Annotated in this window: 23 protein-coding genes and 1 tRNA gene; 13 read left to right on the forward strand and 11 right to left on the reverse strand. The window is 68.0% G+C overall.

Translation table 11 applies throughout. The features are described 5' to 3' along the window. The first annotated feature begins 71 nt into the window (after positions 1 to 71). Positions 72 to 1,154, forward strand: coding sequence for an NAD(P) transhydrogenase subunit alpha (locus ABE463_RS04560; RefSeq protein WP_346467396.1), 1,083 nt, complete (start codon positions 72 to 74; stop codon positions 1,152 to 1,154). A 60-nt stretch (positions 1,155 to 1,214) separates the two neighbouring features. Here ABE463_RS04560 and ABE463_RS04565 read toward each other — a convergent pair whose 3' ends face one another. From ABE463_RS04565 to ABE463_RS04575, 3 genes are read right to left on the reverse strand one after another with little or no spacing between them, the layout of a single operon-like run. Then, positions 1,215 to 1,646, reverse strand: coding sequence for a DUF3106 domain-containing protein (locus ABE463_RS04565; RefSeq protein ID WP_259262151.1), 432 nt, complete (start codon positions 1,644 to 1,646; stop codon positions 1,215 to 1,217). Beyond that, positions 1,646 to 1,981: a hypothetical protein gene (locus ABE463_RS04570; protein WP_259262150.1), complete on the reverse strand. Its 336-nt coding sequence runs from the start codon at positions 1,979 to 1,981 to the stop codon at positions 1,646 to 1,648. The genes ABE463_RS04565 and ABE463_RS04570 overlap by 1 nt, the downstream gene beginning before the upstream one ends. Next, positions 1,978 to 2,553: an RNA polymerase sigma factor gene (locus ABE463_RS04575; RefSeq protein WP_259262148.1), complete on the reverse strand. Its 576-nt coding sequence runs from the start codon at positions 2,551 to 2,553 to the stop codon at positions 1,978 to 1,980. Before ABE463_RS04575 ends, ABE463_RS04570 begins: the two co-directional genes overlap by 4 nt. Positions 2,554 to 2,683: 130 nt before the next feature. Between ABE463_RS04575 and ABE463_RS04580 the strand changes: the two genes are divergently transcribed. Together ABE463_RS04580 and ABE463_RS04585 are read left to right on the forward strand one after the other, a co-directional pair. Continuing rightward, on the forward strand, positions 2,684 to 2,992 hold the full coding sequence (locus ABE463_RS04580) for an NAD(P) transhydrogenase subunit alpha (protein ID WP_121044596.1): 309 nt from the start codon (positions 2,684 to 2,686) through the stop codon (positions 2,990 to 2,992). Next, positions 2,989 to 4,440 (forward strand): NAD(P)(+) transhydrogenase (Re/Si-specific) subunit beta, encoded by a 1,452-nt coding sequence (locus ABE463_RS04585; protein WP_102789567.1) that lies wholly within the window; start codon positions 2,989 to 2,991, stop codon positions 4,438 to 4,440. Before ABE463_RS04580 ends, ABE463_RS04585 begins: the two co-directional genes overlap by 4 nt. A gap of 198 nt (positions 4,441 to 4,638) precedes the next feature. On the opposite strand, the gene ABE463_RS04590 is transcribed toward ABE463_RS04585, so the two are convergent. After that, the gene (locus ABE463_RS04590; RefSeq protein WP_346467397.1) at positions 4,639 to 5,058 is read right to left on the reverse strand and encodes a hypothetical protein; all 420 of its coding nucleotides are present in this window, start codon (positions 5,056 to 5,058) and stop codon (positions 4,639 to 4,641) included. A gap of 118 nt (positions 5,059 to 5,176) precedes the next feature. Here ABE463_RS04590 and sufT point away from each other — a divergent pair, with 118 nt between their 5' ends. The 3 genes from sufT (at position 5,177) to ABE463_RS04605 (ending at position 9,051) form a co-directional block, all read left to right on the forward strand. Next, positions 5,177 to 5,728 (forward strand): putative Fe-S cluster assembly protein SufT, encoded by a 552-nt coding sequence (sufT, locus tag ABE463_RS04595; RefSeq protein ID WP_123728426.1) that lies wholly within the window; start codon positions 5,177 to 5,179, stop codon positions 5,726 to 5,728. 57 nt (positions 5,729 to 5,785) lie between these two features. Next, the gene (locus ABE463_RS04600; protein WP_346467398.1) at positions 5,786 to 6,883 is read left to right on the forward strand and encodes a branched-chain amino acid aminotransferase; all 1,098 of its coding nucleotides are present in this window, start codon (positions 5,786 to 5,788) and stop codon (positions 6,881 to 6,883) included. A 422-nt stretch (positions 6,884 to 7,305) separates the two neighbouring features. After that, positions 7,306 to 9,051: a S8 family peptidase gene (locus ABE463_RS04605; protein WP_346467399.1), complete on the forward strand. Its 1,746-nt coding sequence runs from the start codon at positions 7,306 to 7,308 to the stop codon at positions 9,049 to 9,051. Between the two features lie 66 nt (positions 9,052 to 9,117). Here ABE463_RS04605 and ABE463_RS04610 read toward each other — a convergent pair whose 3' ends face one another. The 3 genes from ABE463_RS04610 to wrbA all read right to left on the reverse strand — a co-directional run bounded on the left by ABE463_RS04610 (position 9,118) and on the right by wrbA (position 10,641). Continuing rightward, positions 9,118 to 9,603 carry an asparaginase domain-containing protein gene (locus tag ABE463_RS04610; protein WP_026070231.1) on the reverse strand — a complete coding sequence of 162 codons (486 nt, stop codon included), beginning with the start codon at positions 9,601 to 9,603 and terminating at the stop codon, positions 9,118 to 9,120. A 103-nt stretch (positions 9,604 to 9,706) separates the two neighbouring features. After that, positions 9,707 to 10,054 (reverse strand): DUF2069 domain-containing protein, encoded by a 348-nt coding sequence (locus tag ABE463_RS04615; RefSeq protein ID WP_346467400.1) that lies wholly within the window; start codon positions 10,052 to 10,054, stop codon positions 9,707 to 9,709. Beyond that, positions 10,051 to 10,641 (reverse strand): NAD(P)H:quinone oxidoreductase, encoded by a 591-nt coding sequence (gene wrbA / locus ABE463_RS04620; RefSeq protein ID WP_019186096.1) that lies wholly within the window; start codon positions 10,639 to 10,641, stop codon positions 10,051 to 10,053. The genes ABE463_RS04615 and wrbA overlap by 4 nt, the downstream gene beginning before the upstream one ends. A 121-nt stretch (positions 10,642 to 10,762) precedes the next feature. Here wrbA and ABE463_RS04625 point away from each other — a divergent pair, with 121 nt between their 5' ends. Together ABE463_RS04625 and ABE463_RS04630 are read left to right on the forward strand one after the other, a co-directional pair. After that, positions 10,763 to 12,037 (forward strand): YihY family inner membrane protein, encoded by a 1,275-nt coding sequence (locus tag ABE463_RS04625; RefSeq protein WP_259262138.1) that lies wholly within the window; start codon positions 10,763 to 10,765, stop codon positions 12,035 to 12,037. Further along, the gene (locus tag ABE463_RS04630) at positions 12,034 to 12,597 is read left to right on the forward strand and encodes a TlpA disulfide reductase family protein (RefSeq protein ID WP_346467401.1); all 564 of its coding nucleotides are present in this window, start codon (positions 12,034 to 12,036) and stop codon (positions 12,595 to 12,597) included. The genes ABE463_RS04625 and ABE463_RS04630 overlap by 4 nt, the downstream gene beginning before the upstream one ends. A 112-nt stretch (positions 12,598 to 12,709) precedes the next feature. Here the strand turns inward: ABE463_RS04630 and ppk2 are convergent, their stop codons facing one another. The 4 genes from ppk2 to hemA are packed head-to-tail and all read right to left on the reverse strand — an operon-like array spanning position 12,710 to position 17,637. After that, complete coding sequence (ppk2, locus tag ABE463_RS04635) at positions 12,710 to 13,489, reverse strand: polyphosphate kinase 2 (RefSeq protein WP_123728431.1); 780 nt, start codon at positions 13,487 to 13,489, stop codon at positions 12,710 to 12,712. A 51-nt stretch (positions 13,490 to 13,540) separates the two neighbouring features. After that, positions 13,541 to 15,250 (reverse strand): tetratricopeptide repeat protein, encoded by a 1,710-nt coding sequence (locus ABE463_RS04640; RefSeq protein WP_346467402.1) that lies wholly within the window; start codon positions 15,248 to 15,250, stop codon positions 13,541 to 13,543. A gap of 25 nt (positions 15,251 to 15,275) precedes the next feature. Beyond that, on the reverse strand, positions 15,276 to 16,361 hold the full coding sequence (gene prfA, locus ABE463_RS04645) for a peptide chain release factor 1 (protein ID WP_259262134.1): 1,086 nt from the start codon (positions 16,359 to 16,361) through the stop codon (positions 15,276 to 15,278). Beyond that, positions 16,339 to 17,637, reverse strand: coding sequence for a glutamyl-tRNA reductase (gene hemA / locus ABE463_RS04650; RefSeq protein WP_019186102.1), 1,299 nt, complete (start codon positions 17,635 to 17,637; stop codon positions 16,339 to 16,341). Before hemA ends, prfA begins: the two co-directional genes overlap by 23 nt. A gap of 65 nt (positions 17,638 to 17,702) precedes the next feature. On the opposite strand from hemA, the gene ABE463_RS04655 reads away from it, so the two are divergent. The 5 genes from ABE463_RS04655 to ABE463_RS04675 all read left to right on the forward strand — a co-directional run bounded on the left by ABE463_RS04655 (position 17,703) and on the right by ABE463_RS04675 (position 22,095). Continuing rightward, a complete protein-coding gene (locus ABE463_RS04655) occupies positions 17,703 to 19,391 on the forward strand; it encodes a tetratricopeptide repeat protein (protein WP_259262133.1) in 1,689 nt (562 codons plus the stop codon). Next, complete coding sequence (gene lolB / locus ABE463_RS04660; protein ID WP_259262132.1) at positions 19,388 to 20,047, forward strand: lipoprotein insertase outer membrane protein LolB; 660 nt, start codon at positions 19,388 to 19,390, stop codon at positions 20,045 to 20,047. Before ABE463_RS04655 ends, lolB begins: the two co-directional genes overlap by 4 nt. After that, a complete protein-coding gene (gene ispE, locus ABE463_RS04665; RefSeq protein ID WP_259262131.1) occupies positions 20,044 to 20,913 on the forward strand; it encodes a 4-(cytidine 5'-diphospho)-2-C-methyl-D-erythritol kinase in 870 nt (289 codons plus the stop codon). The genes lolB and ispE overlap by 4 nt, the downstream gene beginning before the upstream one ends. 9 nt (positions 20,914 to 20,922) lie before the next feature. Continuing rightward, a tRNA-Gln gene (locus ABE463_RS04670) sits at positions 20,923 to 20,999 on the forward strand. Between the two features lie 136 nt (positions 21,000 to 21,135). After that, on the forward strand, positions 21,136 to 22,095 hold the full coding sequence (locus ABE463_RS04675; RefSeq protein ID WP_026070235.1) for a ribose-phosphate diphosphokinase: 960 nt from the start codon (positions 21,136 to 21,138) through the stop codon (positions 22,093 to 22,095). Positions 22,096 to 22,150 lie beyond the last annotated feature (55 nt).

The following is a 22,150-nucleotide window of genomic DNA, read 5'->3' on the forward strand; positions in this document are numbered from 1 at the left end:
CCCCGGGGGCCACCTTGGCCTGACGATCGGGTTACGATCAGCCCACAATCCGCTGATCGTCGGGGACAGGCATGGCTGTCGAGGTGTTGGTGGTAAAGGAACATGCGCCGGGGGAACGGCGCGTGGCGATGACGCCGGAAACGGCGCGCAAGTTGATCGCGCTGGGGGCGGGCGTCGCATTCGAGCCCGGAGCAGGGTTGGCGGCGGGCTTCCCCGATGCGGCGTATCAGGACGTGGGCGCCCAGCCAGCCGATGACACCCGCCTGGGCCAGGCCGATCTCGTGCTGTGCGTACAGCCACCCTCCAATGACCGCCTTGCCCGACTGAAATCCGGTGCCAGCCTGATCGGCATGCTGCACCCGCAGGCCGACGCCGAACGTGCCGGCCTGATCCAGTCACGTGGCCTGCAGGCGTTCCCGCTGGAGCGTCTGCCGCGCACCACGCGTGCGCAGTCGATGGATGTGCTCAGTTCGCAGGCGGGCATGGCCGGTTACAAGGCCACCCTGATCGCGGCCCAGCGCGCGCCGCGCTTCTTCCCGATGCTCACCACCGCCGCCGGCACGATCCGTCCGTCCAAAGTGCTGGTGGTCGGTGCCGGTGTGGCCGGCCTGCAGGCGATTGCCACGGCCCGCCGTCTCGGCGCGCAGGTGGAAGGCTTCGATGTGCGCCCGGAAACCCGCGAGCAGATCGAATCGCTGGGCGGCAAATTCCTGGATCTGGGCGTGAGCGCGGTCGGCGAAGGCGGCTACGCGCGGCCGCTGACCGATGAAGAGCGTGCCGAGCAGCAGCGTCGCCTCGGCGAGCACCTGCGCACGGTGGACGTGGTGATCTGCACCGCGGCCGTGCCAGGGCGGCCAGCGCCGAAAATCGTCAGTACCGCGATGGCGCGTGGCATGAAACCGGGCAGTGTGATCGTCGATCTCGCCGCCGAAACCGGCGGCAACTGCGAGGCCACGCAACCGGGCGAGGTAGTGGATCTGGACGGTGTGCTCATCGACGGTCCGCTCAACCTGGCCAGCCAGGGCGCGGTGCATGCCAGCGAGATGTACGCCCGCAACGTCTACAACTTCGTCGCGCTGTTCCTGAAAGACGGCGCGGTCACCTTCGACTGGGACGACGAACTGCTCGCCAAAACCCGCTGGGTCGCCGCCTGAAATAACAGAAATAACAGGGACGGAGGGGATTAATAACTACCTCCGTCCCTGTTAAGGCGTTCAGCGCTTCGGCGGCGGTGGCGGTGTCGGTGCAGGGTTGGCTTTGAGCCAGGCCTTGCGTTCATCCGGGGTCATCCGCGCCCAGCGGTCGCGCAGCGCCTGCCGCTGCTCCGGGGTCATGCTGCGCATCTGACCGAACAGCGCGCGCGCCTGTTCGCGCTGTTCCGGCGTCATGTTCTCGAAACGGTGGCGGCCCCGGTGCGCCTGCGCGCGCTGTTCCGGGGTCATGGTCAGCCAGCGCTGGCCGTGCTGCAGCATGCGCTCGCGTTGCGGCGCCGGCGCGTCGTTCCAGCGGTCACGCACGGGCGCGATCAACGCCTCGCGCTGCTGCGGGCTGAGTGTGTCCCAGTCCGGCAGCGGGGCGGTCTGCGCCCAGCCGGCCGCACTCAGCGTCAGCAACATCAGCCCCAGGGACAGTCGCAGTTTCATCATCACTCCATTGCCAGGTCGGTACTGCCCAGCCACACATACAGATCGGGATTTTCGTCGAGAACGTCGCTGCCGTCATCGGCCGCGCTCGCCACGACCGGTGCCGGCGGGGCGGTCGATTCGCCGAGGAGGAAACTGTAGCCCAACGCGAGCGCGACCACCGCCGAACAGGCCGTGGCCATCCACCAGGACGGGGTGTGCCGCTTGGCCGACGGGCCGGCATGACGCGCGCTGCGCAGCCGCGCCAGCGTGGTCGGCGAGAGCGTATCCAGCGCCTGCGCATGCAGCTGCCGCAGGGCGGCATCGTCATGTATCGAAGGGGGCAGGGGGCGGTTCACAGGGCGATCTCCAGAGACTGCTGCAGCGCCTGGCGGGCGCGCGAAAGATGGGTTTTGACCGCGCCTTCGCTGCAGCCCATGGCCTTGGCCGTGGTGGCGCCGTCCAGGTCCTGCAGCACGCGCAGGGTAAAGGCCTCGCGCTGGCGCGCGGGCAGCTCCCGCAGCGCCTGCACCAGTTGTGCGTACTGATCGCGCTGCTCATGGGCCTGGGCCGGGCCGGGCGCGTGGTCGGCCCAGTCGATGTCATGGTCGCCGCCGGCCTCGTCGCTGCTGCGCCAGAACTTGAGGCGGAAGCCACGGCGGCGCTGCAGATCCACCACGCGGCGGCGCAGGATGCTCCAGAACAGCGGTGCCCATTCGGCGGCGGGTTTGTCGCGGTAGCCGAGCATCTTCAACATGCTGTCCTGCACCGCATCCAGCGCGTCCTCGCGCTGGCGCAGGCCGGCCTCGGCGAAGCGGAACGCGCGCGGGCCGATGCCGGCCAGGAACGCATCCAGCGACACCGGCAGCGCCGCTTCGGCAGGGGCGGGCAGTTCAGCATCCATCGACGGTAGGGGAGAGCTCACCAGCACAGGGTAGCGGTCCGGCAGGGGGATACCGTGAGAACGCCCCAGGGCGGCCGCGGTTGACCGGCCCGCCCGATTGGTTCAGCGCATGGTTATGATGCAGGGGACGGGATGACCGCCTGGGAGACTGACTGCAATGAGCGACGGGTTCGTGGCGTTGTATATCTTCATGTTGGCCGCCATTGCCGGCCACGTGATCATTTCGCGGGTGCCGGTGATCCTGCATACCCCGTTGATGTCCGGCTCCAACTTCATCCACGGCATCGTGCTGATCGGGGCGATGGTGGTGCTGGGACACGCGCAGACCCCGCTGGAGAAGATCATCGGGTTCATCGCGGTGGTGCTCGGCGCGGGCAACGCGGCCGGTGGCTACGTGGTGACCGAACGCATGCTCGACATGTTCAAGCCCAGCGCCAAGCGCGACGCCGGGGAGAAGACGCCTTGAACGTGACCACCGCGCAACTGCTGCAGTGGCTGGTCCAGGTGAGCTATCTGGTGGCCGCCACCCTGTTCCTGCTCGGCCTGCAGCGCATGGCCTCGCCGATGACCGCGCGCAGCGGCATCCGCTGGGCCGGGCTGGGCATGCTGATCGCCACGGTGGCGACGTTCTTCCTGCCCGAGCTGCACAACATCCCGCTGATCCTGGCGGCGGTGGCGATCGGCACCGGCGTGGCGTGGTGGTCGGCCAAGCGCGTGGCGATCACCGACATGCCGCAGATGGTGGCGCTCTACAACGGCATGGGCGGCGGCTCGGCGGCGGCGATCGGTGCGGTCGAACTACTGCGCTTCTCGTTCCTGACCAACCGCGATACCACGCACTGGAGCGAGCAGGCACTGGCCGATCTCGCCGCGCGCCAGCCGTCGGCCACCGTGCTGGCGCTGGCGGTGATCGGTTCGGCGATCGGTGCGGTCTCGCTGTCCGGCTCGATCATCGCCTGGGCCAAGCTCGATGGTCGGCTCGACCGCCGCGTCACCTTCCCGGGGCAACAGGTGTTCAACCTGCTGGTCGCGCTGGCGATGGTGGTGCTGGGCATCTGGGCAGCGGTCACCCTGAGCCCGGTGGCGATCATCAGCTTCTTCGTGGTCGCACTCGCGCTGGGCGTACTGATGACGCTGCCGATCGGTGGCGCGGACATGCCGGTGGTGATCTCGCTGTACAACGCCTTCACCGGCCTGGCGGTGGCCTTCGAGGGTTACGTGCTCGGCAACGAGGCCTTGATCATCGCCGGCATGATGGTTGGCGCGGCCGGCATCCTGTTGACCCGTTTGATGGCCAAGGCGATGAACCGGCCGATCAGTGGCGTGCTGTTTTCCAACTTCGGCGGCGGCGGTGTCGCGCAGGAAATCAGCGGCGCGCAGAAGCCCATCGAGGCCAGCGACGTCGCTGCGATGCTGGCCTTCGCCGAGCGCGTGGTGATCGTGCCCGGCTACGGTATGGCCGTGGCCCAGGCGCAGCACAAGGTGTGGGAGCTGGCGCAGCGGTTGATCGATCGCGGCATCAAGGTGAAGTTCGCGATCCACCCGGTGGCCGGGCGTATGCCGGGGCACATGAACGTGCTGCTGGCCGAAGCGGGCGTGCCCTACGACCTCATCGCCGACATGGACGACATCAACCCGGAATTCCCGAACACCGACGTGGTACTGGTGATCGGCGCCAACGACGTGGTCAATCCGGTCGCGCGCACCGACCCGGCCAGCCCGATCTACGGCATGCCGATCCTGGACGTGGTCAACGCCCGCAACGTGGTGGTGATCAAGCGCGGCAAGGGTACCGGGTTTGCCGGCATCGAGAATGCGCTGTTCTATGCCGACAACGCCCGCATGCTGTACGGCGATGGTGCGGGTGCGGCGAGCGCGCTGGTCAGCGAACTGAAGGCGCTAGACGGCGGGTAAACGTCATCGCATGCGCGCTGACGCCCCACGTTCTGCTGCGCACAACGCGGGCCCGGACTCATCAGCACCCAGACCCCCGCGCCTTCGGCGCCGCCCCCTGACTCAGGGGGCTCTCCTCCAGCTGCATTCCGACAGCGTGCAGGGGAGCCGCCTGCTAGCTGGCATTACCGACGGAGCAGCAGCGCGAATGCGATGACGTTACCTCGCCACCCACCAACCCACGACCAGCCCCACGCCCAGCCACAGCCATTCGACCGCGCCATTGGCCAGGCCGCTCAGGGTCCAGGCCAGATAGGGCCCCATGCGCAACGCTGATTCCCACGGGGTGAGTCCCATCGAGCCGCCGAGGTAGGCCGAAGCGATCCCCCAGTTGGCTGCCAGCGCCACCAGCACGGTGGCCAGCAGGGTCAGCACCACCCGGGTGGTACCGGCGCGCAGGGTGCCCAGACGCAGCATGAAGGCGATCTCCAACGCCACCAGAACCGCCATCCAGCCGGCCTGGCGGCCGGTCAGCAGGGCGATGAACAACCAGGCCAACGTGGCCGTGACGACACCAAGCAGCAACATCGGGGGCCAGAGCCAGTGGCGGCTCCGGACAGGCACGGACGTGGGCGACATGCAATCTTCCTGTAAGTCCCCACAGGATACCGGCTTGCGGGGTGACCGGCGCGTGGGCGGCCACTGGGCTAAAATGGTCGCCTTGCGGGAATTGGCCGCGACCCCCATATCGATCCACATGTATTCCCGTAGCAGTGAACCTGTCCACTTCGAACGCGACTGCGAGGCCGTCATGGTCCCGCAGGGCGAAACGGTCACGCTGCCCGCTGGCAGCTATGGCTACATCACCCAGGCCCTGGGTGGGAGCTATACCGTCTTTGTCGAAGGCAATCTGTTCCGCATCGCCGGCAAGGATGGCGATGCCATCGGCAAGGAAGCGCCCCCGGCGCTGGAACTGCCCGCCGATGCCTCCGACGAGGAGGTCGAAAAACTGGTGTGGCAGCAGCTGCGCACCTGTTTCGATCCGGAAATCCCCTTCAACATCGTCGATCTGGGCCTGGTCTATGAAGTGGACCTCAAGCACCTGGATGACGGCCAGCGCGAGGTCGAGATCAAAATGACCCTGACCGCCCCCGGCTGCGGCATGGGCGAGATCCTGGTCGATGACGTACGCAGCAAGCTGGAAATGATCCCGACGGTGGCGCAGGCCGACGTCGAGCTGGTGTTCGACCCGCCGTGGGGCCGTCACATGATGTCCGAGGCCGCCCGGCTCGAAACCGGCATGCTGTAACCGCCCATCGCCAGCCGGCGTCACGGCGTTCCCCGTAACCAGAACAGGAAATATCCGGTGTCCCAGTCTTCCGTGAGCTTCAACACCACCCGTTCCGCCCAGCCGCGCAGCAGCGAGGAGCGTGAGCGCATCCTGGCCGCCCCCGGTTTTGGTCTGCACTTCACCGATCACATGGTGGAAGTGCGTTGGGACAAGGACACCGGCTGGCACGATGCCGTGGTGCGCCCGTACGGCCCGCTGCAGCTGGATCCGGCCGCCGCGGTGCTGCATTACGGTCAGGAAATCTTCGAAGGCATCAAGGCCTACCGCCACGCCGACGGCTCGATCTGGACCTTCCGCCCGGAGGCCAACGGCCGCCGCCTGCAGCGTTCGGCCCAGCGCCTGGCGCTGCCGGAACTGCCGGTGGACATCTTCGTCGAATCGCTCAAGCAGATGATTGCCGTGGACGCCAGCTGGGTGCCGTCGGCCGACGAATCCAGCCTGTATTTCCGTCCGTTCATGATCGGCGATGAAGCCTTCCTCGGCGTGCGCGGCGCGCACAAGGCCGGCTACTACGTGATCGCCAGCCCGGCCGGTCCATACTTCGCCAAGGGTGTGGCGCCGGTGTCGATCTGGCTGTCCACCGACTACGCACGCGCAGGCAAGGGCGGCACCGGCGCGGCCAAGTGCGGTGGCAACTACGCTGCCTCGCTGCTGCCACAGCAGAAGGCGCAGGCGCAGGGCTGCTCGCAGGTGCTGTTCCTGGATCCGGTCGAGGGCAAGTACCTGGAAGAACTGGGTGGCATGAACGTGTTCCTGGTCTACAAGGACGGCACCCTGGTGACCCCGTCGCTGTCGGGCAGCATCCTGGAAGGCATCACCCGCGAAAGCATCCTGCAGCTGGCCCGCGACCGCGGCATGAAGGTCGAAGAGCGCAAGGTCACCCTCGAGGAGTGGAAGGACGGCGTGACCTCCGGCGAGATCGTGGAAGCGTTCGCCTGCGGTACTGCTGCGGTGGTCACCCCGATCGGCCAGCTCAAGGGCGAAGGCTTCTCGGTGGGCGACATCAACGCGCCGGCCGGCGAAGTGACGATGTCCCTGCGCAAGGAACTGACCGACATCCAGTACGGTCGCCTGCCGGACCGTCACGGCTGGCTGGTCCGCCTGGACGCCTGATCCCTGCGGATCCGAAGGAAGCCAAAGAAACCCGCCTGGTGACAGGCGGGTTTTTTGTTGCCTGTCCCACGGTGGCAATGTCGCAAGCCTTTGATGCGCAAGCGATGTCCGGGTGTCGGGGACAGTGACAGCCATTTCGGACATTTCTTGACGCAGGCAGAGCGTTCAAACGCTGCCGAGACCCTTCACTTTCACAAACCCTCGACACAGAAAGTCTCAAATCCGACATTTCATGTCACTGAAGTGCAGCTGAAACATTGTTGATCGTGCGGTGAGCCACTAGCGTCGGTGTGGGCGGTTTGATGTCAGGGGAACCGATCCACTCACCCGGCCCGATCCGCGCCATCGCTTCCCGCAGCCCCCGGATCGGATCAGGATTCTCAGCCGCGACGACGGCATTCACTGTCTGAAAGGGAAATCCGATGTCTCATGTCTCGCAACACCGTTTGCGTCACCGTGCATGGGTTGTACTGGGCGCCTCCGTTCTGTCGACCCTGCTGCTGGCCACCCCGGCGTTCGCCGGTGATGTGCAGTTGAGCGGCCTGTCCTCGGCGCCGACCCACCAGCGCTTCATCGTGAAGTACAAGGATGGCAGTACCGAGGTCGCTACCCCGACCGCGCTGGCCAGTTCGCTGAAGGCCGCCGCCGCGGCCGTGCCGGCGGCCCAGGGCCGTGCGCTGGGGCTGCAGAAGCTGCGCCAGCTGGCGATCGGCCCGACCGTGGTCAAGGCCGACCGGCCGCTGGACCGCGCCGAAGCCGAACTGCTGATGCGCCGCCTGGCGGCCGACCCGGGCGTGGAATACGTTGAAGTCGATCAGCTGATGCAGGCCACCCTGGTGCCCAACGACACCCGCTTTTCCGAGCAGTGGGGCTTCGGCACCAGCAACGCCTCGATCAACGTACGCCCGGCCTGGGACAAGGCCACCGGTACCGGCGTGGTGGTGGCGGTGATCGACACCGGCATCACCAACCATCCGGACCTCAACGCCAACATCCTGCCAGGCTATGACTTCATCAGCGACGCGGCGATGGCGCGCGACGGCGGTGGCCGCGACAACAACCCCAACGACGAAGGCGACTGGTACGCCGCCAACGAGTGTGGCGCGGGCATTCCGGCCTCCAATTCCAGCTGGCACGGCACCCACGTGGCCGGCACCGTCGCGGCGGTGACCAACAACAGCAGCGGCGTGGCCGGCACAGCGTTCAATGCCAAGGTCGTCCCGGTGCGCGTGCTCGGCAAGTGCGGCGGCTACACCTCCGACATCGCCGACGCGATCGTCTGGGCTTCCGGCGGTACCGTCAGTGGCGTCCCGGCCAATGCCAACCCCGCCGAAGTGATCAACATGTCCCTCGGCGGCGGTGGCAGCTGCTCCACCACCTACCAGACCGCGATCAACGGTGCCGTCTCGCGCGGTACTACCGTGGTCGTCGCTGCCGGCAACAGCAACACCAACGTCTCCTCCTCGGTACCGGCCAACTGCGCCAACGTCATCGCCGTTGCCGCGACCACCTCGGCCGGTGCCCGCGCCAGCTTCTCCAACTACGGCGCCGGCATCGACATCTCGGCCCCGGGGCAGGGCATCCTCTCCACCCTCAACAGTGGCACCACGGTGCCGGGCACCGCATCGTATGCCTCCTACAACGGCACCTCGATGGCCGCCCCGCACGTGGCCGGCGTGGTCGCGCTGATCCAGTCCGTTGCCCCCACCGCCCTGAGCCCGGCCGCCATCGAGAGCCTGCTCAAGAGCACCGCACGGCCGTTGCCGGGCGCCTGCTCCGGCGGTTGCGGCGCGGGCATCGTCGATGCCGCCGCGGCGGTGACGGCCGCGCTGGGCGGGACCAACCCGAACCCGGGCACCGGTAACGTGCTGCAGAACAACGTCCCGGTCACCGGCCTCGGCGCCGCCAGCGGTGCCTCGCTGGCCTACACCGTGACCGTGCCGTCCGGCCGCAGCCAGCTGAAGGTCACCATCGCCGGCGGCAGTGGCGATGCCGATCTCTACGTCCGCTCCGGCAGCGCCCCGACCGACACCGTCTACACCTGCCGCCCCTACCTGAGCGGCAACAACGAGACCTGCACGATCACCTCACCGGCGGCTGGCACCTGGCACGTACGGGTCAAGGCCTACTCGACCTTCTCCGGCCTGAGCCTCACCGCGCAGTACTGATCGCGGTCCCATCGCACCAACGCAGAACGCCCCGGCATGCCGGGGCGTTCGTTCACTCAACAGTGATTACGCAGCTTCGAACCGGTTCGCCGCCACGTTCTTGCGCACCTGTTCCGGATTCCAGATCCGGCCGTTCATCGCGATGTACACACCGCTCGGCAACGACTGCACCGCACCGATCGCACACCCGATGTTGAACTCCGCATCCGAGCCGCGGAAGCGCGCCGGGCTCAACGCACCGGTCATCACGATCGTCTTGTCGGTGATCGACTTCAGCACCTGGCCGGTCTGCACCATCGAATCGGTGCCGTGCGTCACCAGCACATGCCGCGTCGGCTGGGCGGCGATCGTGGCCCGGATCAACTCACGGTCCTCGTCGGTGATGTGCAGCGAATCCTTGCGCAGGATCGGGATCACATTGAAACGGAAGGTCACGCCCAGCTCGCGCAGGATCATCCCGATCTGCGGATCACCGATCTGATAGTCCGACTTGTCGTCGAAGTAGATCTTGTCGATCGTGCCACCGGTGGTGATGATCAGTAGTTCTTCCATTGCAAGCATCCTGGGTACCAGACAGAAGGGCACGGAACCGCCGCGCCGACCCGTAGATGATACGGCTGCCGCCCGCCCGATGCAGGCTTGGGACGCCGGACGGTCAGCCCGCCGTCGTCTTGCGGCCGAAGCGCCGGCGCAGCCCCGGCGTGCTGGCGACCCCGATCACGGCCAGGGCCAGCCCCAGCTCGAGCCAGGCCCACAGTGCCACCTCCGGGTGGCTCCAGGCACTCATCACCCCGTGGCTGAACCAGAACAGCGCCAGCACGCCGGCCCAGAACATCGCCTTGCCCCGCCGCACCAGCACGCCCAGCGCCAGCAGCAGCGGCGGCAGGGTGAACACCAGCTGGGTGGCCAGCCAATGCTTGTCCTGCGCGAACCAGACCGCGAACAGCACCGCCAGCGCCACCAGCAAAAGCGCAAGGACGATTTCCTGGGCGCGCGTGCTCACGCCAACCGCCGCGCGATATCGGCCACCCTGCGCCCCAACGCCCGCGCCAGGATGCTCTCATCCTCGCTCGGCACCGGGTTGTCGTCCGCCCCGGCCACATGGCTGGCGCCATACGGCGTGCCGCCGGTGGTGGTATGGCTCAGCGCCGGCTCGGTGAATGGGATACCCACGATCAGGCAGCCGTGGTGCAGCAGCGGCACCTGCATCGACAGCAGTGTCGACTCCTGCCCACCGTGCAGCGAGGCTGTCGAGGTGAACACGCCGGCCGGCTTGCCGGCCAGGGTGCCGTTGACCCACTCCGCGCCCAGCCCGTCCAGGAAGTGCTTCACCGGCGCGGCCATGTTGCCGAAGCGGGTCGGGCTGCCCAGCAGCAGCCCGGTGCATTCGGCCAGGTCGGCCACGCTCACATACGGTGCGCCGTCCTCGGGCACCGGGGGCAGCGCGGTCTGCGTCACCGCCGCCACCGGGGGCACCGTGCGCAGCCGCGCGCTCATGCCCGGCACCTCGCCGATGCCGCGCGCAATCTGGCGGGCAAGCCGTGCCACTGAACCGCCACGGCTGTAGTACAGCACCAGGATCTCCGCCATTTCGCTTTCATCTCATTGCGTCCGATGCCGGCAGTATGGCAACGCAGCCCGCTCAGGGCGAGGCCGGGCACTGTGAGCCGGCGTGCATGCCCCACACCCGTCATCGGGTACCCTTGCGCCGATGGAACCTCTCGATACGATCAACCTGTGGATCGAACGCGTGCGGGACCGCGCGCGCACGATCAGCTTCGGCCGCTTCCTGTGGCGCCGCTTTCTGGATGACCGCCTGTTCCAGGCGGCCGCCTCGCTGGCCTACACCACGGTGTTCGCGCTGGTGCCGCTGGCCATCGTGGTGTTCGGAGTGCTCTCGGCGTTCCCGGTGTTCGACCGCTGGAGCGACACCCTCAGCGACTACGTGTTCTCCAACTTCGTGCCCAACGCCGCGCGCGCCGCCGAAGGCTACCTGCGACAGTTCTCAGCCAGCGCCGGGCAGCTGACCGCCGCCGGCTTCATCGCCCTGGTGGTGTCGCTGCTGATCACGCTCAACAGCGTGGAGGAAACCTTCAACCAGATCTGGCGGGTGAGTTCGACCCGGCCGAAGCTGACCCGCTTTCTCGTGTACTGGACCGTGCTCACGCTTGGCGCGATGCTTGCCGCCGCCTCGCTCGCGGTCTCGGCGCGGGTGTTCGCGCTGCCGCTGTTCGGCACCAGCGAGGGCCGCTGGCTGGCCAACGTCTCACTGACGGTCGCGCCGATCCTGATCGAGTTCGTCTGCATCATGCTGGTGTATCGCGTGGTGCCGCACCACACGGTCAAATGGCGCCATGCCGTCCCCGGCGCGATCCTGGCCGCGATCATGCTGGAGCTGGTGAAGTGGGGCATGGGCGCCTACCTGGGCAGCTTCCAGTCCTATCAGAAGCTTTACGGCACGGTCGCCTTCGTGCCGATCCTGCTGCTGTGGATCTACCTGTGCTGGGTCTCGGTGCTGCTCGGTGCATCGCTCGCCTCCTCGATCGCCGCGTTCCGCTACCAGCCGGCCGACCTGCGCCTGCCGGTGGGGTATGAGATCTATGGCCTGCTGCGCTTGATCGGCCGCTTCCACCAGGCGCGTACCGAAGGGCGCAGCCTGGATGACGACGAGATCCTGCGGTTGGAGCCTATGCTGACCGATTCGCTGCTGCAGACGCTGCTCTGCGATCTGGAAGCGATCCGCGTGGTGCGCCGCGACGAGCAGGGCGAATGGCTGCTCGCGCGCGACCTGGACAAACTCACCCTGGCCGACCTGTACGAGACCACGCAGATGCGGATCCCGATCAAGGAAGCCTACCTGCCGTATCGCGACGACAGCCTCGGCACGGCCTCGGTGGCCGCGCTGGACACCTTGCGCCTGCCGCTGCGCGAACTGCTCAAACGCCGCGTCAGCGACATCTACTCGACCCCCGGAGACAAACCATGACCGCCAAGCCCCTGCTGCTGGCCCTGGGCCTGCTCACGCTGGCCGCCTGCAACAAGCCCGCCGCACAGAGCGAGGCCACTGCGCCTGCCGCCCCGGCCCCGATCAACGCGCCCGCCGCGCCGCCGACCGAAGCCGTGCCGGCCACCGAGCGCAAGACCGTCGAACAGCCGACGCTGAAAGCCAAGGCGCTGGACGGCACCGACTACGATCTGGCCGCGCACCGCGGCAAGTGGGTGGTGGTGAACTTCTGGGCAACCTGGTGCGCCCCGTGCCGCAAGGAAATGCCCGAGCTCTCGGCGCTGCACGCGATGCGCAATGAGATCGAAGTGGTCGGGCTGGCCTTCGAGGACATCGAACCGGCCGAGATGAAGGCGTTCCTTGAGAAGCGCCCGGTCACCTATCCGATCGTGATCGTGGACACCTACAACCCGCCGGAAGACTTCGCGATCCCGCGCGGCCTGCCGATGACCTACCTGATCGCGCCGGATGGCAAGGTCGCCAAGGAGTTCCTTGGCCCGGTCACCGCGCACGACATCGAAGCGCGGATCAAGGAAGGCTGAGCCTGACGGGCGTGCCGGTGGATAGCCGGCACGCCTTTGCCCCGCTGCGCGCGGTAGACCCACGCCGTGCGTGGGTACCGAGTGCAGCAAAGCATCCCCGCATGGCGTGGATCTACGTGGTCACGAAGGGTTCGATCGGCTTCAGCACGCCGAAGTGCTCCTTGTGCAGCTTGCCCTTCAACGGCGGCAGCGCCAGCACGGGTTCGTCCACGCGGGTATCGGGCAGGCGGTCGAGCAGGTTGCGGATCAGGCCCAGCCGCCCGCGCTTCTGGTCGTTGAAGTCCACCAGCGTCCACGGGGCATCATCGTTATGCGTCGCGCGCAGCATCGCTTCGCGGCTCTCGGTATAGGCGCTGTACTTGCTGCGTGACTTCAGGTCCACCGGCGACAGCTTCCAGCCCTTGAGCGGATCGAGGTGGCGCTCGGCGAAGCGCTTTTCCTGTTGTGCCTGGTCCACGCTGAGCCAGTACTTGAACAGCACGATGCCATCGTCGATCAGCAGCTTCTCGAACACCGGCGTCTGCGCCAGGAAGCTGCGGTACTGCGCCTCGGTGCAATAGCCCATCACATGCTCGACGCCGGCGCGGTTGTACCAGCTGCGGTCCATCAGCACGATCTCGCCCGCCGCCGGCAGGTGCGAGACATAGCGCTGGAAATACCACTGCGTGCTTTCGCGATCGGTTGGCTTGGGCAGCGCGACCACCTTGCACTGGCGCGGATTGAGATGCTCGGCGATCGCCTGGATCGCACCGCCCTTGCCGGCCGTGTCGCGGCCTTCGAACAGCACCAGCACGCGCTGCCCGGTGTGCTGCACCCAGCGCGCCATCGCCGCCAGTTCCAGTTGCATTGGTTCCAGCAGGGCCTGGTAGTCCTTGCGCTTGAGCTTGCCCATCGGCGTGCCTCGGTGATTCACAGGGAAGCCCGAGCCTAGCGCAGCCGATGCTCAGGCGATGTGTGGGCCCTGCCAGCCGCGTTCGCGCGCGAGCGTTTGGATCACCTCGGTGAGGTCGCGCGCGAAACCGGCCATGTCGAACAGGCCGCTGGCCTCGCGCCGTTGCGCCAGCGTGGCACGCGCCGCCTGCAGTGCAGCCGGGTCGTTGCCCAGCTGGATGGCGGTGGCCACGAACGCCGCGTCATCGGCCACGTTGAACGCATGCATGCCCAGGTGATGATTGAGGCTGCCGGCCACCCGCGAGGCGAACGTTGTGCCCGGGCAGGTCAGCACCGGGCAGCCGGCCCACAGCGCATCGGAGGCGGTGGTGTGGGCGTTGTACGGGTGCGTGTCCAGGAACAGGTCGGCGTGCTGGTAACGCGCCAGGTATTGCGGGTGGGGCAGGCGCGGCATGAACACCAGCCGCGCCGGATCCAGCTGCGCCTGGCGTGCGGCGCTGCGCAGGCGCGCGTCGGCGTTGCCCGGGCCGGAGAGCAGCCACAGCACGCTGCCGGGCACGCCGTGCAGCACTGCGAACAGCCGCTGCATGCTGCGCGGATTGAGCTTGTAGCTGTTGTTGAAGCAGCACAGCACCACGCCCTGCGCGGGCAGGCCGCAGTCCTCGCGCGAGGGCACCGGCTCCAGCACGCGGGTGTTGTCCGAGGGCTGGAACGCACGCGGCAGGCGCCGCACGTTCTCACTGAACGCCGGTGCCAGCGCGTCGGGCAGCACGAAGGCATCGGCCAGCACATGATCGATCCAGGGCGCGCCGGAGGTGCCCGGGTAGGCCAGCCAGTTGATCTGCACCGGGGCCGGGCGCATCGCCAGCACCTGCGGGGTGCCGCCACCGCCCCAGCCGCGCAGATCGAACAGCACGTCGATGCCGGCCTCGCGGATGCGTCGGGCGATCACCTGATGCGGCTGCGCGCTGACATCGTGCAGCGTGTGGGCGGCCTGCTGCAGACGCTGGCGGATGCTGCTGCCGTCATCCGCGCTGAGCGCGAACAGATGCAGGTCCAGCATGCCCAGCGCGCGCAGCTGTTCGAACAGGGCGACGGTCAGCAGGCCGGTGGGATGCGCGCCGAAGCCGTTGGAGAGGAAGCCGGCCCGCAGCGTGCCGTGCGGGCGCACCGTGGCCGGCGGCAACCGCGGGATGCCTTCGGCCAGCGCCGCCGCGCGCTGGCCGGCGCAGGCCAGCTGCTCGGCGGCGCTGCTGTCTTCGCTGAGGAAGGCGAACGGCTCGACCACCGCCTGGCCCTGCGCGACGGCCTGGCGCACCCGCGCCGACAACCGCTCCAGATCCCGCCAATCGCACAGTCGGCGCTGCCAGTTGAGCAGCTGCGCAGTGATGTAGGGCTCGCCCGGCAGCAGACGGTGTGCATGGCGATACGCATCCGCCGCCGCCTCCGGTTGCCCCGCATCTTCCAGTGCGTGGCCGAGCCACAGGGTGATGCCGGGGTGCTGGGGCGCGCGATCCGCCGCCTGGCGCAGCAGTGTGGCGGCCTCGCCATGGCGGCCCTGCATCCAGCGTGCGCGACCCAGCCGGGCCAGGGCCTCGGGGTGGTCGCCGCGCAGCTGCAGCGCACGGGTGGCGGCCTGTTCGCCGGCACGCACATCGCCGGCTTCCAGCTCCGCGTCGGCCAGCATTACCCACGCAATGAAATCGGTCGGTTGCCGCTGCACCGCCTGGCGCAACTGCAGGCGCTGCGGATCGGCACTCATCGCTGCCGCGCCCGGGCGGGCATGCTCAGCTGCCTTCCGCGAGCCGGGCCAGCTCGTCGGCCTGGTGTTCGTGGGTCAGGCGGCTGACCAGCGCATCGAGATCGCCGGTCAGGATGTTGGGCAGGTCGTACAGGGTCAGCCCTTCCACGCGGTGGTCGGTGATCCGGCCCTGCGGGAAGCTGTAGGTACGGATGCGCTGGCTGCGGTCGCCACTGCCGACCTGCAGCCGGCGGCTTTCGGCCTGGGCGGCGGCCTGCTTGCTGCGCTCGGTATCGAGCAGCTGCGCTTTGAGGCGTTTCATCGCCTTGTCGCGGTTGGCGTGCTGGCTGCGCTCGGTCTGGCATTCCACCACCACGCCGGTGGGCAGATGGGTGATGCGGATCGCCGATTCGGTCTTGTTGACGTGCTGGCCACCGGCGCCGGAGGAACGGTAGGTGTCCACACGCAGATCGGCCGGGTTGATCACCACGTCCTCGACGTCATCCGCCTCGGGAATGATCGCCACCGTTGCGGCCGAGGTATGGATGCGGCCCTGTGACTCGGTCGCCGGCACGCGCTGCACGCGGTGCGTGCCCGATTCGAACTTCAGCCGCGAGAACGCGCCACGGCCGACCACGCGCGCCACCACTTCCTTGTAGCCGCCATGTTCGCCCGGGTTGTCCGATTCGATCTCGACCTTCCAGCCCTGGCGCTCGGCATAGCGGGCGTACATGCGGAACAGATCGCCGGCGAAGATCGCCGCCTCGTCACCGCCGGTACCGGCTCGCACTTCCAGGAACAGGTTGCCGTCATCGCGCGGATCGCGCGGCACCAGCAGCAGGGCCAGTGCTTCGTCCAGCTGCTGCAGGCGCTGCTGCGCGGCGATGATTTCCTCGTCGGCCAGTTCGCGCAGGTCAGGGTCCTCGCGCATCGCTTCGGCGGCGGCGAGATCGGCCTTGGCACGGGCTTCGTCGGCCAGCGCGTTGGCGACCGGCTCCAGCTGCGAGAACTCGCGCGACAGCGCGCGGAAACGGTCGTTGTCCCCGACCACGGCCGGGTCGGACAACAGGCGTTCCAGTTCTTCGCGGCGCTCGGCCAGCGCTTCCAGCTTACGGCGCAGGGTCGGCGTCATCATTCCTCGCTACATCGGTACGCACGGCAGGGTGCTGGTAACCCGGCTTGGCCGGGAACAGGCGCTCGGCGGCGCGGGTGAGTTCAGTATCGCCGCTGAGCGCGGCCGCGCGCAGGGCGGCGGTCGGCGGGTGCAGCAGGCGGTTGGTCAGGCCGTGCGCGAGCAGCTCGAGCACCTCTTCCGGTGATTTGCCGTGGGCGAGCTGCTGGCGGGCTTTCTCCAGCATCTCCACGCGGGTCGCTTCGCCATAGGCGCGCAGTTGCCGCAGCGGGGCCTGGTGCACGCTGGCCTGCAGCGTTTCCACGAAGCGGGCGACCTGCAGCTCGATGATCGCTTCGGCCTCGGCCGCGGCTTCCCGGCGGCTGCGGCGGTTGTCTTCGACCGCGCGCTCCAGATCATCCACGGTGTACAGGAAGGCGTCGGCCAGTTCGCCCACGCCGGCCTCGATATCGCGGGGCACGGCCAGATCGAACAGCAGCATCGGCTTGTGCTTGCGGGTTTTCAGTGCGGCGGCCACGTGCGCGCGGGTGATCACCGGCTCACGCGCGGCGGTGGCCGAGAACACCACGTCGGCCTCGCCCAGATGACGGTCCAGCTCACTCAGGGGCAGGGCGACGCCGCCATGACGGCTGGCCAGCTCCTGCGCATGGGCCAGGGTGCGGTTGGCGATCAGCAGCCGCCGCACGCGCCCTTCGCTGAGATGGCGCGCGGCCAGCTCGATGGTCTCGCCGGCGCCGACCAGCAGCACGGTGGAATCTTCCAGCCGCGCGAACGAGTTCTGCGCCAGGCGCACCGCAGTGGAGGCCACCGACACCGGGTTGGCGCCCACGCGGGTATCGGTGCGGGCGCGCTTGGCCACAGAGAAAGTCTGCTGGAACAGCCGGTCCAGGCGCTGGCCGAGCAGGCCGTGATCGCGCGCCAGGGCCCAGGCATCCTTCACCTGGCCCAGGATCTGCGGCTCGCCCAGCACCATTGAATCCAGCCCGGTGGCCACCCGGAACAGGTGGCGCACCGCATCGGCGTCGGCGTGCTGGTAGAGGTACCCATGCAAGGTGCCGGCATGTGACTCCAGCCACTGCGCCAGCGCGTCACCGGATTCGGCCACCGCGTACAGCTCGGTGCGGTTGCAGGTGGAGAGCAGGACCGCCTCGGCCACCTGTGGCGTATCGCGCAGCGACGCCAATGCCTGGGGCAGGGCGTCGCCGCCAAAGGAGGCGCGTTCGCGCAGTTCCACTGGCGCGGTCTGGTGATTCAGTCCGAGCACCCACAGGGTCATTGTTCAGTTGCTTGCGATAAGCTGCTGGCCATTCAAGTCGTCATTTTAAGGCTCAGATGCCCCCGATGCCCGCATTGATTCGCATCTCCAGCGTTCTGCTGCTGTCGTTGTTCACCGCCAACGCCCTGGCCGCCCCCCCGGCAGCCCCGGCGAAGGCCAAGAACAGCACGGCCGAGGCGGTCCCCCTGGCCCCGGTCATGGCGGGCGAATTCGCCCTGCAGGCCGGCAAACTGGGCGACGCCGCGCGCTGGTACCTGGAGGCGGCCGAGGCCAGTGAAGGCGATGCCGGCCTGGCCGAGCGCGCCTCCCGGATCGCCATGCTGGCCAACGATGACAAGCGCGCGGCCCGCGCGCTGGCCCTGTGGGAGCAGCGAGCGCCGCGCTCACTGGCCATGCGCAGCAGCACCGCCGCGCTGGACATGCGCCAGAACAAGGTGAAGGCCGCCCGCACCGAACTGCAGGCGCTGCTCAAGGACCCGGATCCCACCGCCTGGAAGTTTGCGATCGGCGCCCTGATCAGCGGCGGCAGCGATCCCAAGGTTCCGGCCCAGGTGCTGGGCGAGCTGGTGGATGCCAATGCCATCCCCGACCGCCTGGAGGTCTGGCAGGAGTTCGGTCGCCTGGCCATGCGCATGGAGCAGCCCGAGCTGGCCCGGCGCATGGTGGATGAGGTGGTCAAGCGCTTCCCGGATGAGCCGCGCGTGGCCCTGCTGCACGCCAGTCAGCTCACCCAGGCCGGCAAGTCCGATGAGGCGCTGGCCCTGTTGAAGGGCGTGGAGCCCAAGACCACGCAGGACCCCGAGCTGCGCAACGCGGTGGCGATCTCCTACGACCTGATGGGCCAGCCTGCTGCGGCCGAGCGCGTGCTGGCGGTCGGCCCGCAGGATGTGCAGACCTACGGCATGCGCGCCTCGCTGCTGGCCAAGCAGAAGGACGACCCGGGCCTGCTGGCCCTGTATACCGAACTCTCCGGGCAGGCGACCAAGCCGGATCCGGCCCAGCGCCTGCTGCTGGGCAAGATCGCCGAGTACCTCAAGCGCTACGAGGAAGCGGTGAACTGGTATCACAGCGTGCCCGGAGGCCCGGAGCGCGATGAATCGCGCCTGCGCGCGGCCAATGCGCAGAACGAACTGGGCCGCACCGACAAGGCGCTGGCCGAAGTGCACGCCATCCAGTCCGATGCCACCGTCGATGACGATGCCCGCCGCGATGCCTACCTGCTCGAGGCCGAGCTGCGCCAGCGCGGCAACGACGATGCCGGTGAGCTGGACGCGCTGGCCCGTGGCCTGGCCGCGTATCCGGACGAAAACGCGCTGCTGTATGCCCGCGCGCTGGCCTGGGAGCGTCGCGACGACATCCCGCGCGCCGAGGCCGACCTGCGCAAGGTGCTGGTCACCGATCCGGAGAACATCGCCGCGCTCAACGCGCTCGGCTATACCCTGGCCGACCGCACGCAGCGTTATCAGGAAGCCTTGGAACTGATCGACCGCGCGCGCGTGGCCGAGCCGGACAACGCCGCCATCGTCGACAGTTACGGCTGGGTGCTGTATCGCCTGGGCCGCAACGAAGAAGCACTGGTGCAGCTGCGCCGCGCCTGGACCCTGGCCAAGGATGCGGAGATCGCCGCGCATGTGGGCGAGGTGCTGTGGGTGTTGAACAAGAAGGACGAGGCGCGCCACTTCTTTGAAGAGGCTCGCAAGCTGGACCCGGACAACCGCGCCCTGCAGCGCGTGATCGAGAAATACGGCGTATGAATCTGCTGTCCCTGAAGGCCGCGTTCGCCGCGGCCGTGGCGTTGTCGCTCTCCGCCTGCGTGTCGCTGGATGAGCGCAAGGCGCCGTCCGCCCCGACCGTGGTCGCCGCGGTATCGGCCGCTGCGCAACAGGCCGAGGCCGAGCGCATCGCGGCCGTGCGGGCGCAGCCGGCCTGGTCGTTCCAGGGGCGGGTGGCGATCAGCAAAGGCCGCAATGGCGGCAGCGGCCGCATCGACTGGCAGCAGCAGGCGGCCGGCTATGTGGTCGAGCTCAGCGCGCCGGTCACCCGGCAGAGCTGGAAGCTGACCGGCGACAGCCATCACGAGGGCGGCCGCCTGGAAGGTCTGGAAGGCGGCACGCGCGAAGGCGAGGATGCCCAGCAGGTCCTGCTGGAGGCCACCGGCTGGGACATCCCGGTCAACCAGCTGCCGGATTGGGTGCGCGGTCTGGTCGCCGATGCTGCCCCGGCCGAGTTGGTCGAGCGCGACGGCGAAGGCCGCCCGCGTCGCGTGCAGCAGCTGGGCTGGGAGATCCAGTACCTGGATTGGTACCCGGCCGAAGCCGGTCGCCCGGTGCTGCCGCGCCGGATCGAAGCGGTCAAAGGCGACGCGAAGGTGCGCCTGGTGGTCGACAGCTGGGTACTGGCCACGCCATGAGCAGGTTGGATGGAGTCGACGGCGGGTCGACCTGGCCGGCCCCGGCCAAGCTGAATCTGTTCCTCCACATCACCGGCCGGCGCCCGGACGGTTATCACCAGCTGCAGACCGTGTTCCGGCTGCTCGATTGGGGTGATCGGATCCATCTGCGTGTCCGCGACGACGGCCGGATCCGCCGTGAGGGCACCTCCGTGGCTGGCGTTGCCGAGGCCGACGATCTGGCGATCCGCGCCGCGCACCTGTTGAAGGCTGCGGCGAACATCGGCCAAGGTGCCGATATCGGCGTCGAAAAGTGCGTGCCGGCGGGCGGTGGCTTCGGCGGCGGGTCCTCCGATGCCGCCACCGTCCTGGTCGCGCTGAACCGCCTGTGGGGCGCCGGTCTGGAGGTCGATGCGCTGGCCGCGCTGGGTCTGCAGCTGGGCGCGGATGTGCCGGTCTTCGTGCGCGGGCACAACGCCTGGGCCGAGGGCGTGGGCGAACTGCTGACCCCGATCGCACTGCCGCCGGCCTGGTTTGTGCTGGTCCATCCCGGCGTTCACGTGCCGACTCCCGCACTTTTCGCATCACCGGATTTGACGCGGGATGCCCCAGTGGCGAAAATAGCGGACTTCGCTTCCGGGTCTTTGCTCGGGAATGCGTTCGAGCCGGTCCTGCGCCGCCGCGAACCTGCCGTAGAGGCAGCGCTCGCAGCGTTGAGCAGTATCGGCCGGGCACGACTCACCGGGTCGGGAAGCGGTTGTTTCGTCGAGTTCGCCACGCGCGCTGCTGCAGAGCAGGGCCTGGCGCAATTGCCGAAGGAACTGCGGGCATGGGTGGCTGCGGGCGTGGAGCGCTCGCCACTGCTTGATGTACTCGAGCGTTACTGATTTTGATGCAGGGGCGTCGCCAAGAGGCCCAAGGCACCAGGTTTTGATCCTGGCATTCGGAGGTTCGAATCCTCCCGCCCCTGCCACTAGCGGATATCTGCCGCGACTCCATGCGCATGTCTGCGCGGGCGCGGTGCATACGCCGCGGTGTTGTCACCGCAGACACCTCCGGGTGCCGGCGGCCCAGTTCTCCGCCAATCGCTCCCGCCCGAGACCGTCATGATGCAAGAACACCCCAACCTGCTGGTATTTTCCGGCAACGCCAACAAGCGCCTTGCGCAGAGCATCTGCAAGGAACTGGGGGTGCGGCCTGGCAAGGCATTGGTGTCGCGCTTCTCCGATGGTGAAGTGCAGGTCGAGATCGAGGAAAACGTCCGTAAGCAGGACGTGTTCGTGATCCAGCCGACCTGTGCACCCAGCGCAGAGAACCTGATGGAACTGCTGGTCCTGATCGATGCGCTCAAGCGCGCTTCGGTCAACAGTGTCACCGCCGTGGTGCCGTATTTCGGCTACTCGCGCCAGGATCGCCGCATGCGTTCCTCGCGCGTGCCGATCACCGCCAAGGTCGCCGCAAAGATGTTCAGCGCTGTCGGGGCTGACCGGGTACTGACGGTGGATCTGCATGCCGATCAGATCCAGGGCTTCTTCGACATGCCGGTGGACAACGTATACGCCTCGCCGCTGCTGCTCGCCGATATCTGGCGCGCCTACGGCACGGAAAACCTGATCGTGGTGTCCCCGGACGTGGGTGGTGTGGTGCGCGCGCGCGCCGTCGCCAAGCGCCTGGACGATGCCGATCTGGCGATCATCGACAAGCGCCGCCCGCGCGCCAACGTCTCCACCGTGATGAACATCATCGGTGACGTCGAAGGCAAGACCTGCGTGATGGTCGATGACATCGTCGATACCGCCGGCACCCTGTGTGCGGCCGCTGCAGCCCTGAAGGCGCGTGGCGCCCTCAAGGTCGCCGCGTACTGCACCCACGCCGTGCTCTCGGGCCCGGCGGTGGACAACATCAACAACTCCCAGCTCGATGAGCTGGTGGTGACCGACACCATCCCGCTGCGTGAAGAGGCGCGGGTGTGCAGCAAGATCCGCCAGCTCAGCGTGGCGGAAATGCTGGCCGAGACGATGCGCCGCATCGCCTTCGGTGAGTCGGTCAGCTCGCTGTACGTGGATTGATTTTTCCGCCCACCGGCAACGGTGGGTGGTTTCCCGGGGAGATCTGGTCGCGGAT

This window comes from Stenotrophomonas sp. TWI819, from assembly GCF_039673075.1.
GTDB classification, from domain to species: Bacteria; Pseudomonadota; Gammaproteobacteria; order Xanthomonadales; family Xanthomonadaceae; genus Stenotrophomonas; species Stenotrophomonas rhizophila_B.

What these genes read in the sequence shown, in the direction of transcription:
- ABE463_RS04560 (WP_346467396.1), top strand. Translation starts at nt 72, where the DNA reads ATGGCTGTCGAGGTGTTGGTGGTAAAGGAACATGCGCCGGGGGAACGG.
- ABE463_RS04565 (WP_259262151.1), bottom strand. Translation starts at nt 1,646, where the DNA reads ATGATGAAACTGCGACTGTCCCTGGGGCTGATGTTGCTGACGCTGAGT.
- ABE463_RS04580 (WP_121044596.1), top strand. Translation starts at nt 2,684, where the DNA reads ATGAGCGACGGGTTCGTGGCGTTGTATATCTTCATGTTGGCCGCCATT.
- ABE463_RS04590 (WP_346467397.1), bottom strand. Translation starts at nt 5,058, where the DNA reads ATGTCGCCCACGTCCGTGCCTGTCCGGAGCCGCCACTGGCTCTGGCCC.
- sufT (WP_123728426.1), top strand. Translation starts at nt 5,177, where the DNA reads ATGTATTCCCGTAGCAGTGAACCTGTCCACTTCGAACGCGACTGCGAG.
- ABE463_RS04605 (WP_346467399.1), top strand. Translation starts at nt 7,306, where the DNA reads ATGTCTCATGTCTCGCAACACCGTTTGCGTCACCGTGCATGGGTTGTA.
- ABE463_RS04610 (WP_026070231.1), bottom strand. Translation starts at nt 9,603, where the DNA reads ATGGAAGAACTACTGATCATCACCACCGGTGGCACGATCGACAAGATC.
- wrbA (WP_019186096.1), bottom strand. Translation starts at nt 10,641, where the DNA reads ATGGCGGAGATCCTGGTGCTGTACTACAGCCGTGGCGGTTCAGTGGCA.
- ABE463_RS04625 (WP_259262138.1), top strand. Translation starts at nt 10,763, where the DNA reads ATGGAACCTCTCGATACGATCAACCTGTGGATCGAACGCGTGCGGGAC.
- ABE463_RS04630 (WP_346467401.1), top strand. Translation starts at nt 12,034, where the DNA reads ATGACCGCCAAGCCCCTGCTGCTGGCCCTGGGCCTGCTCACGCTGGCC.
- ppk2 (WP_123728431.1), bottom strand. Translation starts at nt 13,489, where the DNA reads ATGGGCAAGCTCAAGCGCAAGGACTACCAGGCCCTGCTGGAACCAATG.
- ABE463_RS04640 (WP_346467402.1), bottom strand. Translation starts at nt 15,250, where the DNA reads ATGAGTGCCGATCCGCAGCGCCTGCAGTTGCGCCAGGCGGTGCAGCGG.
- prfA (WP_259262134.1), bottom strand. Translation starts at nt 16,361, where the DNA reads ATGACGCCGACCCTGCGCCGTAAGCTGGAAGCGCTGGCCGAGCGCCGC.
- hemA (WP_019186102.1), bottom strand. Translation starts at nt 17,637, where the DNA reads ATGACCCTGTGGGTGCTCGGACTGAATCACCAGACCGCGCCAGTGGAA.
- ABE463_RS04655 (WP_259262133.1), top strand. Translation starts at nt 17,703, where the DNA reads ATGCCCGCATTGATTCGCATCTCCAGCGTTCTGCTGCTGTCGTTGTTC.
- lolB (WP_259262132.1), top strand. Translation starts at nt 19,388, where the DNA reads ATGAATCTGCTGTCCCTGAAGGCCGCGTTCGCCGCGGCCGTGGCGTTG.
- ispE (WP_259262131.1), top strand. Translation starts at nt 20,044, where the DNA reads ATGAGCAGGTTGGATGGAGTCGACGGCGGGTCGACCTGGCCGGCCCCG.
- ABE463_RS04675 (WP_026070235.1), top strand. Translation starts at nt 21,136, where the DNA reads ATGCAAGAACACCCCAACCTGCTGGTATTTTCCGGCAACGCCAACAAG.